We start from the raw sequence: 14,382 nt of genomic DNA, 5'->3' as shown, positions 1-14,382 counted from the left end.
GAATTTCCAATTGTTAATTACTTGTTTTTTACTATTTGTGCCATGAATTCAGCTTCGCAAACCACTTTCTCTCCAACAAATGCATAACCTTTCATGGTAGAGATTCCACGACGGATGGGGGCTAACAATTCCACACGGAAAATCAGTGTATCTCCCGGCACTACTTTCTGGCGGAATTTCACACCGTCTATCTTCATGAAATAAGTAGAATAACGTTCCGGTTCATCAACAGAGTTGAGAACAAGCAAACCTCCGACCTGTGCCATAGCCTCTACCTGAAGTACACCCGGCATAACGGGTTCTTGTGGAAAATGACCTTGGAAGAAAGGTTCATTAGCAGTGATATTCTTGACGCCTACAATATAGTTGGCACCAATTTCAATTACTTTGTCCACCAATTGGAACGGATAACGGTGAGGTAGTAGCTCACGGATACGGTTTACATCCATTACCGGTTCCCGATTGCAGTCATAGCCCGGTGCCTGGATTTCGTGCAGACGGATTTCTTTCCGCATCTGACGGGCGAATTTGTTGTTGATCGTATGTCCGGGACGGGTAGCGATGATACGTCCTTTGATCGGTTTACCGATTAAAGCAAGGTCACCGATAACATCAAGTAATTTGTGACGGGCACATTCGTTCGGCCAAACCAATGGCTTGTGATTAATATAGCCTAACTGGTTGGCGTCCATATGGGGTACTCCCATCACATCTGCCAACTTATCGAAACTTTCTTGCGACATCTTACGTTCGTAGATTACGATAGCGTTATCCAAGTCGCCACCTTTAATCAGGCCGGCGGAAAGTAACGGTTCTATTTCGCGAACAAAGACGAAAGTACGGCTGGCAGCCACTTCGTCTTTGAATTTATGCATATCTTCGAGTGTTGCAAACTGATTCGGAATGATGGTTGAATCGTAGGAAACCAGTACATTCAAGCTAAAATTCTCATCCGGCAATACGATGATGGATGAACCGGTCGTTTCATCCCGGAACTCTATTTTAGATTTGATAATATAAAAGTCTTTGACAGCATTCTGTTCTACTGTTCCTACACGTTCTATTTCTTGTACATAATATTGTGCACTACCATCCAATATCGGAAATTCCGGGCCGTTTACTTGGATAAGACAGTTATCAATGCCCAATGCGTAAAGGGCTGCCATACCATGTTCCACGGTGCTTACTTTAACTCCATTCTTCGACAAAACAGTGCCACGTGTGGTTTCCACCACATTGTCGGCTACTGCATCGATTATTGGTTGTCCTTCTACGTCAATACGTTGGATTTTATATCCGTGATTGTCCGGAGCCGGATTGAATGTTACAGTGAGATCAAGTCCAGTGTGAAGACCTTTCCCGCTCAGTGAAAAGCTATCTTTCAGCGTTTTTTGTTTCAGCATTGGTTACTTATTTAATAGTTGTTTTAATTCTTCGATTTCTTTGCGCAGGTCACGTAGCTCCTTCTGCATATCCGGCAGGCTTTTTCTTACGATGGATGCTTTGAAATATTGTTTGGGGTCCATAGGTGGAGTTCCGATTAGCTGGCTTCCGGATTTGATGTCTCCGGGAACACCGGATTGTGCACCCAATCCTACTTTATCCCCTATTTTGATGTGTCCGGCAATACCGACCTGACCGCCGAACATACACCATTCACCGATTTTTGTAGAGCCGGCAATACCGACTTGCGCAGCCATTACCGTATGTGAACCTATTTCATCATTATGTGCTATCTGCACCAGATTATCTATTTTAGCACCACTATGTACTATTGTAGCTCCCATTGTAGCACGGTCTACACAGGTATTGGCGCCTATATCCACTTTATCTTCCAGAATCACGATTCCGATTTGAGGAATCTTATCGTATCCGTTCGGAGTAGGAGCAAAGCCAAATCCGTCCGCCCCGATCACAGCACCTGAATGCAGGATACATTCATTACCTATACGGCAGTCGTGGTAGATGTTGACATTTGAGTAAAGCAGACAATTATCACCTATTTTCACGCCGTCTCCAACAAAAGTATGCGGATAAATCTGGGTGTTATTTCCAATTACGGTATTTTCACCGATATAGGCAAAAGCACCAATATATACATTCTCACCAATCTTGGCACTGGGGGCGACAAATGCTAGTGAATCGATACCTTGTTTTTTAGGTTTGCTCGTTTCGTAGAGATTGAGCAGTTTCGCCAGGCTTTCGTATGCATTGTCCACTTTGATAAGAGTGGCTTTGATTTCATGTTCAGGAGTAAAATCCTTGTTAACCAGAACAATGCTTGATTGTGTTTCGTAGATATAAGGTGTATATTTAGGGTTCGACAGGAAAGAAATAGCTCCGGGCATTCCCTCTTCAATTTTAGCGAATGTATGTACCGTAGCGTTTTCGTCTCCAATGATTTCCCCTTGGATAAATTCTGCAATTTGCTTAGCCGAGAACTCCATGTCTTTTATTTAAAATTTAATTAGTTCACAAATAACGGACTTTTTTTTCAGATTTCCGTGTTATTGAATGAATATTTTATACTTATCTGTGTAATCTCTGGTAACAGAGATAGTATTTCTTTACCTTTTTGGACAATAATGAGATGTTCAGCATGTCCGAAGCTTCGGCTATGTTTTTGATTGTGCCGTCGTTATAGATAATGTCAATACTGTCATCTGCCGGGTCGTACATATTCTTTTCGATGCTGGGGGTAGAAACAAAATAGTTCGCTTCGGAAAGGGGGATGTCTAGTTGTTGGCTGATTTGCAAAGTTAATTCTTTTTTTCTGTCCTCACTAATCGGTTCCGACGAAATTTCCACTTTGAAGATATTTCGGTTAATCATTCCCATACTTAAAGTAGAAAGTACTTTATCGGTATGTGTGCTCCATACTTTCAAAGCCGTCCAGATATCATTGTCATCCAGCTGGATAAAATTCTCCAGGCAATCGGGATTGCTGTAGAATTCTGTAGGAGTGATGTCGTTGTAAAGGAAGAAACGTAATGCAGGCGATGCGAACAGTTCTATTCCTTGTGAGGCTAGTTCTTTAGCGCGTAGAAGAGTACTGATCAACATTTTTTCGTATGCGACCGAAGTTTTGTGCAGGTATACTTGCCAATACATCAGACGGCGTGCCGTAAGAAAGTTCTCTATGGAATAGATACCTTTAGACTCGACTACGAGACGGTCATCGGCCACATCAAGCATTTTTATGATCCGTGCAGAGCCGATGTTTCCTTCTGTTACTCCTGTATAAAAACTGTCACGACGAAGATAATCAAGCCGGTCCATGTCCAGTTGCCCGCTAACCAGCTGATGCAAGAAACGTTTTGGATATTCATCCTTGAAGATTTGGATGGCAAGACTGAGTTGTCCGTTCATCTCCTTGTTCATCCGTTCCATCAGCATGAGGGAAATTTCTTCGTGAGGAATTCCTTTCACGATTGTATCCTCCAGTACGTGTGAGAATGGGCCATGCCCAATGTCATGCAGAAGGATGGCAGCCTGCACAGCTTCCGCTTCACTGTCAAAGATAAAATTACCTTTGGACGCTAGTTGGGTGATTGCTTCGCTCATTAGGTAGAATGCTCCCAGTGAATGTTGGAAACGGGTGTGCTGTGCACCGGGATATACTACCGATGAGAGTCCTACCTGCTTGATGCGGGTAAGACGCTGCAATAGGGGATGACGTACAATATCATACAGTAATCCCTTGGGTATATTAATGAACCCGAATACCGGGTCGTTAATTATCTTTCTTTCGTAGACCACTTAATTACTGATTGTTAATCACTCTCTTCAATTGTTCTGCCATTTGTGCCTGAACTTCTTGTGCGGCAGTACGGGCAGCTTCTGCAAACTTTTCTGTCTTATCTACGTAGATAATGCCACGGGAAGAGTTTACAATCAATCCACAAGTGCTATTCATACCATATTTGCAAACTTCTTCGAGCGAGCCGCCTTGCGCTCCGATACCGGGAACGAGAAGGAAATGGTCAGGAACAATTTTGCGGATATCTTCAAAAGCACGTCCTTGAGTAGCACCTACTACGTACATCATACGGTCATCGTTTGCCCATTCCTGTGATTTGCGCAGTACTTTTTCAAACAGACGTTCGCCATTTGCATCTTCTGTCAATTGGAAGTCATGAGATCCTTTGTTGGAAGTCAATGCCAACAGGATAACCCATTTGTTGTCGTAAGTAAGAAACGGAGTCACACTGTCTTCTCCCATGTAAGGAGCTACGGTTACAGAGTCGATATCCAGTTCCTCGAAGAAAGTACGGGCATACATGGCGGAAGTGTTTCCTATGTCACCACGTTTTGCATCGGCAATGATGAACTGATCCGGATAATTATCCTTGATATACTTTACTGTCTTTTCAAAAGCGATCCATCCTTTTACACCCATACTTTCGTAAAAAGCCAAATTGGGTTTGTAGGCTATGCACAAATCGGCTGTCGCGTCGATGATTGCCTTATTGAAAGCAAAAATCGGATCTTCTTCTTTCAGCAGATGTTCCGGAATTTTCTTGATGTCAGTATCAAGCCCTACACAAAGGAATGATTTTTTGCGTTTTATGTTTTCAAATAATTCTTTCTTATCCATTTTATTATTTATATATTACTATTTTAGAATCACTCTCAACTCTCAACTTTCAACTTATCTAAAGTTCGCTTTCCTTCAACCGTTCCGCATTTTCAGCTACGATCAGGTGGTCGATACAGTCTTGTATATCCCCGTCCATGAAAGCCGCAAGATTATAAATCGTGTAATTAATGCGGTGGTCGGTGATACGTCCTTGCGGATAGTTGTATGTACGGATTTTCGCAGAGCGGTCTCCCGTTGAAACCATCGTTTTACGTTTGGAAGCAATGTCGTCGATATATTTCTGATGCTCCTTGTCGTAGATGAAAGTACGGAGGCGGGCCAATGCGCGCTCTTTATTTTTGGGTTGGTCGCGTGTCTCGGTACATTCGATCAGGATTTCTTCGGCAACACCGGTATTAGGGTTCTTCCAGATATAGCGCAGACGCACTCCGGATTCTACCTTATTAACATTCTGTCCACCCGCGCCGCCACTTCGGAAAGTATCCCATTTGATCTCTCCTTCGTTGATGACCACATCGAACTCTTCCGCTTCAGGAAGTACGGCTACCGAAGCAGCCGAAGTATGTACACGTCCCTGAGTCTCTGTGGCGGGAACACGCTGTACACGGTGTACACCCGATTCATACTTCAATGTACCGTAAACATTGTCTCCCGTGACACTGCAAACTATTTCCTTGTATCCGCCGGCAGTTCCTTCGTTGGCGTTGGAGACTTCCAGTTTCCATCCTTTTACTTCGCAGTATTTGGCATACATGCGGAAAAGGTCACCGGCAAAGATTGCCGCTTCATCGCCTCCTGCTCCACCACGAATTTCAAGAATGGCATTCTTGCTGTCTTGCGGGTCGGCAGGAACAAGCATTAACTTGATTTCTTCCTCCAATACCGGAAGGCGTTCCTGGCTAAGGTCCATTTCCTCTTTGGCCATTTCGCGTATATCTGCATCCGACTCGGTGGCAAGGATATTTTTAGCTTCTTCGATGTTGCCCAGCAATTGAATATATTCCTTGCGGGCTTTCATCAAGTCATCCAGTTCCTTGTATTCCTTTGTCAGTTTGACATAACGTTTCTGGTCGGCAATGACTGCCGGGTCGGTGATGAGGGTTGATATTTCTTCAAAACGGGCTACAAGACCGTCCAGTTTCTCTAATATGGTACTGTTATCTGCCATTCTTTAGTATCTAAATTCTCCGAATTCACTCTTAATGATTAATTCAGTCTTGTCACATGCTTCGATACGCCCGACAATCTGTGCCGGTATTCCAAATGATTCGGAAATGGCGATAACTTCTTCAGCATGTTCCGGTGACAGATAGACTTCAAGCCGATGTCCCATATTGAACACCTTGTACATTTCCGCCCAATCTGTGCCGCTTTGTTCTTGAATAGTCTTGAATAAAGGAGGAACAGGGAAAAGATTATCTTTCACTACACGAACGTTTTCAACAAAGTGTAAAACTTTGGTTTGTGCACCACCGGAGCAGTGTACCATTCCGTGTATTTCAGGACGTAGTGCATCCAACAACTTCTTTACTACCGGCGCGTATGTACGGGTAGGAGAGAGTACTAACTTGCCGGCGTCGATCGGAGAGCCTTCCACACTGTCTGTCAATTTTAGATTTCCAGAATAAACCAGTTCTTCGGGAACTGCCGCATCATAGCTTTCCGGATATTTTTCTGCAAGGTATTTGCCGAATACGTCGTGGCGGGCACTTGTCAGGCCGTTGCTGCCCATGCCGCCGTTGTATTCTTTTTCATAAGTAGCTTGTCCGTAAGAAGCAAGACCGACAATCACATCACCCGGACGGATGTTGGCATTGTTTATCACATCCGAACGTTTCATGCGGCAAGTTACTGTGGAATCAACAATAATAGTGCGGACAAGATCACCGACGTCGGCTGTCTCACCACCGGTGGCATATACGCCTACTCCCATTTCGCGGAGCTCGGCAAGCAGCTCATCCGTTCCATTGATAATGGCGGAAATTACTTCCCCCGGAATTAACAGCTTGTTGCGTCCGATGGTAGAAGAGACAAGAATATTATCTACGGCTCCCACGCAAAGCAGGTCATCGATATTCATGATCAAAGCGTCCTGCGCAATACCTTTCCAAACAGATAGGTCGCCGGTTTCTTTCCAATACATATAAGCAAGCGAAGACTTGGTCCCGGCTCCGTCGGCATGCATGATGTTACAGTATTCCGGATCGCCTCCCAATATATCGGGAATGATTTTGCAGAATGCTTTAGGGAAAATTCCTTTGTCGATGTTCTTGATGGCGTTATGCACATCTTCTTTTGATGCGCTTACGCCACGCATCATGTATCGTTGATTACTCATGAGTTATAGAATTATTTTGTATACGGCTGCAAAAGTACTGCTTTTTTTTTGTACAGCCAACTATCTTACTAGAAATGCCGTTGCCTCTTTTCAGAACTCTACCTTCGGTGCTTTTTCGCTACCTTCTTCCGCTTCGAAGTAAGCTTTCTTTTCAAATCCGAACATTCCGGCAAAGATATTCTTGGGGAAACGACGGATATTGGTGTTATAAGCCTGTGCAGCATCATTGAAATTTTTGCGTGCCACGTTGATACGGTTTTCCGTCCCCTCCAATTGGGCTTGCAGTTCAAGGAAGTTCTGATTAGCCTTCAAATCCGGATAATTTTCCGTAATCGCTAATAATTTGCCTAAGGCGGAAGTAACGGCACCCTGTGCTTTCTGATATTGAGCGAGTTTTTCCGGTGTCAGGTCGGCTGCATCGACTTTCATTTGTGTTGCTTGACTGCGTGCTTCAACCACTCCTTCCAGCGTTTCTTTTTCATGTGTCGCATACCCTTTTACTGTATTTACCAGGTTGGGAATCAAATCGGCGCGGCGTTGGTATTGAGTTTCTACATTGGCCCATTGACCATTTACTTTCTCATCCATAGCGACAAGACCGTTGTACATGCTGACAGCCCAAATGACAATGACAGCTATAACAGCTAAAATAATGATAACTGACTTTTTCATATTTATCGTTTTTATTGATTGATATTGATAATTTGATTTTAAATCTTGGTGTTTCCTTGACTTTTCTAGGTTTTAGTTGGAGTCGTGAATTGACTAGAATCGTGAACCGGCACCACCTCCGCCGCCCATTCCTCCACCGAAGCTTCCTCCGCCAAAACCGCCTCCGAAACTTCTTCCTCCGCCGAAACCACCAATAAACGGACCGCCGCCACCACCTCGGTGATGATAATCATTGTCATAACTTTGTTGGCGACGTGTGAGGGTATGACCGCAATTTCTACACGTGTAAGTGATGTCTTCGGTTCTCACGCCATTGACTCTGGAGATCAGTCGGCTACCGCTTCTTTGTAACGTGTGTTTTCCGCATTTCGGACAACGGCTTTGCTTGCGTGCGGAAAGGAAAGCGATACCTCCACCAATCAGTATAAAGAAAAATACGGCGAGGATGAAATCGAATGAACCTCCGTTATTGGTTGAACCGGAAATAGAATCGTTCTCCATAGAACCGTCAAGGACTTGGCAAGTCGCTTTCAAACCGGCCACCATTCCGGCATTCCAATTCCCGTCTTTCAGATACGGAATCATGTATTTCGTCTGAATCCTCTTGCAGATAGCGTCGGGGAGAACTCCTTCCAGACCGTATCCGGTATAAAATTGAATGCAGCGTTGGTCGGTTACCAATAGAATAACCAAACCGTTATTCTTGTCTTTCTTTCCTACACCCCATTGATTGAGCAGTTGATGACAGAAATCGAAACAATCTTCCTCTCCAATGGAGGGAACCACTGCAACGACTGTCTCAATACCGGTTTGCAGTTCTAAAGCATAAAGCATGGAATCTATACTATCACAGGCTGCTTTTGACAGTATTCCCGCAGGATTACATACATATTGCATCTTATTCTGTAAGTGGACTTTCGGAAGATTGTCTACTGTGTACACTTTCTCCTGAGCCCGTAAGGGGATCAGCAAGAAAGTAATAGCTATGAATGTGAATATTAATTTCATCGTTTAATGAATATATTGCCCGACAAACTTACGGACTTTATCTGTGTATTCCTGTTTATTCTCTTTGTATGAAAGGGCGTGAGCCGCACCCGGTACTATCCAAAGTTCTTTAGGTTCCGGTTTTGCTTCGTAAAGCGGATAAACCATCCAAGTCGGAACGTATGTATCTTTGTCGCCGTGGATAAACAACATCGGCAGTTTGCATTTTGCTACTTGTTTCAGCGAAGAGGCCTCTTTGAAATTCCATCCGTACTTCTTTTCGCATAGCCAACTGGTGGTATACATCAAAGGGAAAGGAGGGAGACTGAAAGAACTTTTCAGCTCATGGGAAAATTCATCCCATACACTGGTATAACCGCAATCTTCCACAAAGCACTTGACGAAAGGCTGCTGCTCCTCACCGGATACCATCATTGTGGTTGCGCCTCCCATCGAAATACCGTGCACTACCATCTGCGTGCTGTCTCCAAAGATAGCATTGGTGATGTTCATCCATTGCAATACATCCATACGGTCTTTCCATCCCATCTGAATGGCCCGACCTTCACTTTCGCCTTGGTGCTGAAGGTCGGGAAGCAAAATGTTGAAGCCTAAATCCCGATTGTAGAGGTAACCGATCATAAACATACGGATGGCATTATCCGTATATCCGTGTACAATAACTGCGGTTTTGTTTGTGGGTCTGGGAGCAGCCACATAGTAAGCATGAAGCTGTATGCCGTGCGGGTTGACGATAAAAGTGTCTTTCAGGGCATTTACTTGTCGCAGACTATCTACCCACGAACGCAGAAAAGGATAGTTTCTGTACATAAAAGGATAAGAATCAGCGTCTTTATACAATATCTTGCCATCCGGCGTCAGAGATAAATTCAACATATAGAAACTTCCTCCAATGGTACAACCGGTCAATATCAACATGACAACGATAATGCTATAGACAACTTTTCTCCTCATAATTATACCTCTTTGATTTGCCCCTGACTTCTTCTGCCGAGAGTGAGGGGAAATGTGATTTACTTATGCCAGATTTCCCAAGCGGCGAATGCTTGAAGAAGCAACATTTCCAGACCGTTTTTGACGACGGCTCCTTGTGCTTCCCCCTTTTTCATAAAAAGGGTAACATTCGGATTATATAACAAATCGTAGAGCAAATGGTTTGGAGTTACTAGATTGTATGGGATATTCGGGCAGAAATCGACTTTAGGAAACATACCTACGGGAGTAGTGTTGACGATAATCGTATGTTCCGCCATGATTTCGGGGGTTAGTTCTTCGTAAGTCAGCATATTGTCCGCTTTATGAGTGCGTGAAACGAATACACTTTCGATTCCCAAATTTTTAAGTCCGTGATAGACAGCTTTGGAGGCCCCGCCGGTACCTAGAATCAAGGCTTTCTTGTGATGGGGTTGCAATAAAGGCTGTATGGATTGGGTAAATCCGATAATGTCAGAGTTATAACCTACTAATTTTACCTTACCTTTTGGTTGGCGGATGATTTTAATCACGTTTACTGCGCCTATCTTTGCCGTGTCACGATCGAGTTCATCCAGGAAAGGAATTACTTGCTCCTTGTAAGGAATGGTGACATTGAGTCCGCATAAATTAGGGTTCTCTTCGATGACTTCCATGAAGTTATTGATACTGGGAATCTCGAAATTCACATACTCTGCATCGATACCCTCGGATTTGAATTTCTCATTAAAGTATCCGATAGAAAATGAATGTCTCAGAGGATAACCGATTAAACCATATTTTTCCATAAAAGAAAAGGATTAAATTAATTAACTCACTATTTTGTCGCAGTATAAAGAGTGCAGATACCAAAGGTCAGCCGCTTGAAACTCACTTCGCCGAATCCGGCTTTTGAAAGAACTCCTTTCATTATTTCCCCTTGCGGAAATACTTTGATGGTGTCCGGCAAATAACGGTAAGCGCTGTTGTCTTTGGAGAGAAGTTTGCCCAGTAACGGAATGACGATTTTTGAGTAGATGGAGAATAGTTGCTTCATCGGAAAGCGCTCCGGAGTGGTTAGCTCCAGAATCACAAGATGACCTCCCGGTTTCAGTACACGGCACATCTCGGAGAGACCTTTGTCGAGGTCTTCGAAGTTGCGGATACCAAAAGCTACGGTAATAGCGTCAAAGCCATTGTCGGCAAAAGAGAGTGAAGTACAGTCCTCCCGGGCAAAAGATATTTTGTCCGAGAGTCCTTCCTTCTTTACTTTTTCACGTCCCACATTCATCATACCTTCCGATATATCCGTGCCGATTAACTCAGCGGGTTGCAGCTCGCGGCAGGCAAGGATGGCAAAATCTCCTGTGCCGGTAGCTACATCCATCATACGTTGCGGATGGAAAGGGCGAAGCCAGGCTATGGCTTTACGTCTCCAACTGCGGTCTATCCCTAAGGATAAGGTGTGATTCAACTTATCGTAGGCATGCGCAATGTTGTCGAACATACGTTCCACCTGCTCGGTTTTCTTTCCTTCCTTGTCGTAAGGTTTGATATGTTGTTGCGGGTAATCCATTCTTATTCAGTCAAGAAATTCATAACGTTCTTTTCGATACGTTCAGCAATATTGCTGGTATCTTCTTTTACAAATTTCTCACCGGTGATGTTTTCGAACAATTCGATATAACGGTCGCTGATGCTCTGTACGATAGCCGGAGTCATTTCGGGCACTTTCTGACCTTCTTTACCCTGGAAACCGTTCTCCATCAACCATTCGCGGACGAATTCTTTAGAAAGCTGTTTCTGCGGTTCGCCTTTTTCGAAGCGTTCCTGATAACCTTCAGAGTAGAAATAACGGCTTGAGTCCGGTGTGTGGATTTCGTCCATCAGATAGATGGTACCGTTATGCTTACCGAATTCGTATTTTGTATCTACGAGAATCAGTCCGCGCTCTGCTGCGATTTCAGTACCGCGTTTGAAGAGAGCTAATGTGTATTTTTCGAGAACCTCATATTCTTCCGGAGTAGCCAGTCCTTGTTTCAGGATTTCTTCTTTGGAGATGTCTTCGTCGTGCAATCCCATTTCGGCTTTTGTAGTCGGAGTGATGATTGGTTCCGGAAATTTCTCGTTTTCACGCATTCCGTCCGGTAACTTCACACCGCAAATTTCGCGTACGCCGCTTTTGTAAGCACGCCATGCGCTGCCGCACAGATAGCCGCGTACAATCATTTCTACCGGGAAGCCTTCGCACAATACACCTACCGTTACCATCGGGTCCGGAGTAGCCAGTTTCCAGTTCGGGCAAATGTCAGTAGTGGCGTCAAGGAATTTAGCTGCAATCTGGTTCAGCATTTGTCCTTTGTAAGGGATACCTTCGGGCAGTACTACGTCAAAGGCCGAAATACGGTCGGTTGCTACCATGACGAGTTTTTCGCCGTTGATGTTGTACACATCGCGCACTTTTCCGTGGTACACGCTTTTCTGTCCCGGAAAGTTGAAATCTGTTTTTGTTAATGCTTTCATAATGATATATATATTAAAATTATGCTTCTTTCTTTAATTTCACCACAGAGGACACAGAGTACACAGAGGATTTAATCCAAATATTTCAATGAAGACTCTGTGTACTCTGTGTCCTCTGTGGTGAACCATTCCGTTCGGCTTTCACTTCTTTGTCGAATTTTTCGTAAGCATCCACGATACGTTCCACCAGTTTATGGCGTACGATATCTTTTTTGTTCAGTTCAACAAAACTGATACCTTTCACTCCTTTCAAGATACGGAGGGCTTGCACCAATCCCGATGTTTGTGAAGCGGGGAGGTCGATCTGTGTCATGTCTCCCGTCACAATCATTTTGGTGTTCATACCCATACGGGTAAGGAACATTTTGATTTGTTGCGTAGTGGTGTTTTGGGCTTCATCCAAAATTACGACTGCGTCATTCAGTGTACGTCCGCGCATAAAGGCTAACGGAGCAATCTGGATAACGTTCAATTCCATGTATTCCTTTAACTTGGCGGCAGGTATCATGTCTTGCAAGGCATCATATAAAGGTTGCAAGTATGGGTCGATCTTATCTTTCATGTCGCCGGGCAGGAAACCGAGCTTTTCTCCGGCTTCTACGGCGGGGCGGCTAAGGATGATTTTCTTGATTTCTTTATTTTTCAATGCGCGTACGGCAAGGGCGATAGCGGTATATGTCTTTCCCGAACCCGCCGGACCGATGGCAAATACCATATCATTTTTGGCGAATCCTTCTACCAGTTTCAGCTGGTTTTCGCTTCGGGGGATGATGGGCTTTCCTGTGACGCTGAATACAATCACGTTCCCGGTTTGCTCTGCTTGCGGGGCATTTCCTTTTATAATGTCAATAATAACCTCTTCTTTCAGAGAGTTATATTCGGCGCAGTACTTCTCAAGTTTGGTGATATTTTCTTCGAAAGCACACATTTCTTCCTCATCGCCCAGCACTTTGATGACATTACCTCGGGCAACTATGCGTAGCTTTGGATATAAAGCTTTAATTAACTGTATGTTGGCGTTGTTTACGCCGTAAAAAATAACCGGATCAATGTCCTCAAGAACAATCAGTTTCTCTATCATTCAATTGTATTAAAGAAAAATTTCTGCAAATTTAATGAAACGTTTTGGATTCTCTGATTGTTTAGGGGCGAATTTTATTGCAATTTACATTCATTTCTTACGTCACCTGGCCGTAATATGGAAGCAACCTTGCTTCAGTTCATATTTAATATAGCATTTTTCGGCTTTCCGCAAGTCTCTCAATACCTCTGACAGGACGAGTTTAAGGGTGTCTGCGCTGACATCCTGTAAGGGACGTCCGTCTTCATCTTCTACTTTCTTGAAGCGTTTCCAACTCACATCGAAAGTAGCCCCGAAACAATGTGCCGAATTGGCGGAAGCATTTCCGTTGCGACGGCGGAGACGCTTCACATCGTTTTGTGTACGCAGTACGGAGGTGACAATCACTTGATTCGGGTTCAACCCTTTGGCAGCCAGTGAATCGAGAAAGTTGGAGCCGATTGTATCGAGCAATGCGCTGGCACGTGGAACGAGGTAGGGGATGGAGTGTGTTAATGAATCTACTGTATAGAAATCATTATCAGTGATATGAGTCAGTTTTTCTTTCATAGCTTCCGCTTCCTCTCGGTCTGCCAACGGGCTGATACCTATCTTTTTAGCGACTTTCAGATGTGCATCGTTCAAATCAGGGAAAGAGCGTTTGTAACTGACAACGCCACGAATGTTTCGGGGCTCATTCAGTTTCAGTGACATATCTTTCTTTTTGCACCCTGAAGTGAGTGTCGTGAAGCTAATAACTAGTAAAAATAGTGGTAATATGCGAAGCTTGTAAATAGTCATTTTGTCTTTTTTGCCCGCAAATATACGCTATTTTTTCATACGTTCTATGCTTTGCATTATTTTCCGCTGCATATTCATAACGTACTAGGTTTTGAATTAAACAATGATAGCCTTCTTATTCTTATTGATTTCTATAGGCATTCTTTTATAATTGATTCACTATTTAGACTCATTTCATTCGTTACTTTTACTTCGTATAACTATAGTGTACTTTGCGTATGACTATAGTTATACGTAAGGAAGACTATAGTTATTCTTGCGGAATACTATAGTCAAACGCAAAAAGAATAAGTAATGCGGCTAATCTGATTAGGCAGAAAAAGAAATAAAAATAGTATTTGGCTCCTTTCCGTACCGTTTTTATACTGATTCGTATATATGATAAAAATGCACTGATGAGAATAAGACTTTTCTTTTTCTCATCAGTGC

The 14,382-nt window shown here is 43.6% G+C and carries 14 protein-coding genes; all 14 read right to left on the bottom strand.

Annotated elements, in window-relative coordinates; genetic code table 11:
* Positions 1-17 precede the first annotated feature (17 nt).
* Positions 18-1,403, bottom strand: coding sequence for a bifunctional UDP-3-O-[3-hydroxymyristoyl] N-acetylglucosamine deacetylase/3-hydroxyacyl-ACP dehydratase (locus GD630_RS11005; RefSeq protein ID WP_007757741.1), 1,386 nt, complete (start codon positions 1,401-1,403; stop codon positions 18-20).
* A gap of 3 nt (positions 1,404-1,406) precedes the next feature.
* On the bottom strand, positions 1,407-2,447 hold the full coding sequence (gene lpxD, locus GD630_RS11000; RefSeq protein WP_143865533.1) for a UDP-3-O-(3-hydroxymyristoyl)glucosamine N-acyltransferase: 1,041 nt from the start codon (positions 2,445-2,447) through the stop codon (positions 1,407-1,409).
* Between the two features lie 82 nt (positions 2,448-2,529).
* Positions 2,530-3,759, bottom strand: a complete 1,230-nt coding sequence (locus tag GD630_RS10995) for an HD domain-containing protein (RefSeq protein ID WP_143865531.1) — start codon at positions 3,757-3,759, stop codon at positions 2,530-2,532.
* Positions 3,760-3,763: 4 nt separating this feature from the next.
* Positions 3,764-4,597 carry an orotidine-5'-phosphate decarboxylase gene (gene pyrF / locus GD630_RS10990; RefSeq protein ID WP_143865530.1) on the bottom strand — a complete coding sequence of 278 codons (834 nt, stop codon included), beginning with the start codon at positions 4,595-4,597 and terminating at the stop codon, positions 3,764-3,766.
* Positions 4,598-4,655: 58 nt separating this feature from the next.
* Entirely contained in the window at positions 4,656-5,768 is a 1,113-nt protein-coding gene (gene prfA, locus GD630_RS10985; protein WP_007765010.1) for a peptide chain release factor 1, read from the bottom strand.
* Positions 5,769-5,771: 3 nt separating this feature from the next.
* On the bottom strand, positions 5,772-6,938 hold the full coding sequence (locus GD630_RS10980) for an AIR synthase-related protein (RefSeq protein ID WP_143865528.1): 1,167 nt from the start codon (positions 6,936-6,938) through the stop codon (positions 5,772-5,774).
* A gap of 90 nt (positions 6,939-7,028) precedes the next feature.
* Entirely contained in the window at positions 7,029-7,610 is a 582-nt protein-coding gene (locus GD630_RS10975; RefSeq protein ID WP_007757729.1) for a LemA family protein, read from the bottom strand.
* A 93-nt stretch (positions 7,611-7,703) separates the two neighbouring features.
* A complete protein-coding gene (locus tag GD630_RS10970) occupies positions 7,704-8,618 on the bottom strand; it encodes a TPM domain-containing protein (RefSeq protein ID WP_143865526.1) in 915 nt (304 codons plus the stop codon).
* Between the two features lie 3 nt (positions 8,619-8,621).
* The gene (locus GD630_RS10965; RefSeq protein ID WP_182505589.1) at positions 8,622-9,572 is read right to left on the bottom strand and encodes an alpha/beta hydrolase; all 951 of its coding nucleotides are present in this window, start codon (positions 9,570-9,572) and stop codon (positions 8,622-8,624) included.
* A gap of 59 nt (positions 9,573-9,631) precedes the next feature.
* Positions 9,632-10,378, bottom strand: coding sequence for a shikimate dehydrogenase family protein (locus tag GD630_RS10960; RefSeq protein ID WP_143865524.1), 747 nt, complete (start codon positions 10,376-10,378; stop codon positions 9,632-9,634).
* A gap of 29 nt (positions 10,379-10,407) precedes the next feature.
* Positions 10,408-11,145 (bottom strand): bifunctional demethylmenaquinone methyltransferase/2-methoxy-6-polyprenyl-1,4-benzoquinol methylase UbiE, encoded by a 738-nt coding sequence (ubiE, locus tag GD630_RS10955; protein ID WP_143865523.1) that lies wholly within the window; start codon positions 11,143-11,145, stop codon positions 10,408-10,410.
* 2 nt (positions 11,146-11,147) lie between these two features.
* Complete coding sequence (locus GD630_RS10950; RefSeq protein WP_007757719.1) at positions 11,148-12,092, bottom strand: phosphoribosylaminoimidazolesuccinocarboxamide synthase; 945 nt, start codon at positions 12,090-12,092, stop codon at positions 11,148-11,150.
* Positions 12,093-12,177: 85 nt separating this feature from the next.
* Positions 12,178-13,173 carry a PhoH family protein gene (locus tag GD630_RS10945; RefSeq protein WP_143865521.1) on the bottom strand — a complete coding sequence of 332 codons (996 nt, stop codon included), beginning with the start codon at positions 13,171-13,173 and terminating at the stop codon, positions 12,178-12,180.
* 102 nt (positions 13,174-13,275) lie between these two features.
* A complete protein-coding gene (locus GD630_RS10940) occupies positions 13,276-13,953 on the bottom strand; it encodes a DUF5715 family protein (protein WP_143865519.1) in 678 nt (225 codons plus the stop codon).
* Positions 13,954-14,382: the final 429 nt, after the last annotated feature.

The sequence above is a fragment of the Bacteroides zhangwenhongii genome, from assembly GCF_009193325.2.
Lineage (GTDB): Bacteria > Bacteroidota > Bacteroidia > Bacteroidales > Bacteroidaceae > Bacteroides > Bacteroides zhangwenhongii.
The sequence above is the reverse complement of the archived record's forward strand: the minus strand, read 5'-3'. Positions and strand labels throughout refer to the sequence as shown.

What these genes read in the sequence shown, in the direction of transcription:
- GD630_RS11005 (WP_007757741.1), bottom strand. Translation starts at nt 1,403, where the DNA reads ATGCTGAAACAAAAAACGCTGAAAGATAGCTTTTCACTGAGCGGGAAA.
- lpxD (WP_143865533.1), bottom strand. Translation starts at nt 2,447, where the DNA reads ATGGAGTTCTCGGCTAAGCAAATTGCAGAATTTATCCAAGGGGAAATC.
- pyrF (WP_143865530.1), bottom strand. Translation starts at nt 4,597, where the DNA reads ATGGATAAGAAAGAATTATTTGAAAACATAAAACGCAAAAAATCATTC.
- prfA (WP_007765010.1), bottom strand. Translation starts at nt 5,768, where the DNA reads ATGGCAGATAACAGTACCATATTAGAGAAACTGGACGGTCTTGTAGCC.
- GD630_RS10980 (WP_143865528.1), bottom strand. Translation starts at nt 6,938, where the DNA reads ATGAGTAATCAACGATACATGATGCGTGGCGTAAGCGCATCAAAAGAA.
- GD630_RS10975 (WP_007757729.1), bottom strand. Translation starts at nt 7,610, where the DNA reads ATGAAAAAGTCAGTTATCATTATTTTAGCTGTTATAGCTGTCATTGTC.
- GD630_RS10970 (WP_143865526.1), bottom strand. Translation starts at nt 8,618, where the DNA reads ATGAAATTAATATTCACATTCATAGCTATTACTTTCTTGCTGATCCCC.
- GD630_RS10965 (WP_182505589.1), bottom strand. Translation starts at nt 9,572, where the DNA reads ATGAGGAGAAAAGTTGTCTATAGCATTATCGTTGTCATGTTGATATTG.
- GD630_RS10960 (WP_143865524.1), bottom strand. Translation starts at nt 10,378, where the DNA reads ATGGAAAAATATGGTTTAATCGGTTATCCTCTGAGACATTCATTTTCT.
- ubiE (WP_143865523.1), bottom strand. Translation starts at nt 11,145, where the DNA reads ATGGATTACCCGCAACAACATATCAAACCTTACGACAAGGAAGGAAAG.
- GD630_RS10950 (WP_007757719.1), bottom strand. Translation starts at nt 12,092, where the DNA reads ATGAAAGCATTAACAAAAACAGATTTCAACTTTCCGGGACAGAAAAGC.
- GD630_RS10945 (WP_143865521.1), bottom strand. Translation starts at nt 13,173, where the DNA reads ATGATAGAGAAACTGATTGTTCTTGAGGACATTGATCCGGTTATTTTT.
- GD630_RS10940 (WP_143865519.1), bottom strand. Translation starts at nt 13,953, where the DNA reads ATGACTATTTACAAGCTTCGCATATTACCACTATTTTTACTAGTTATT.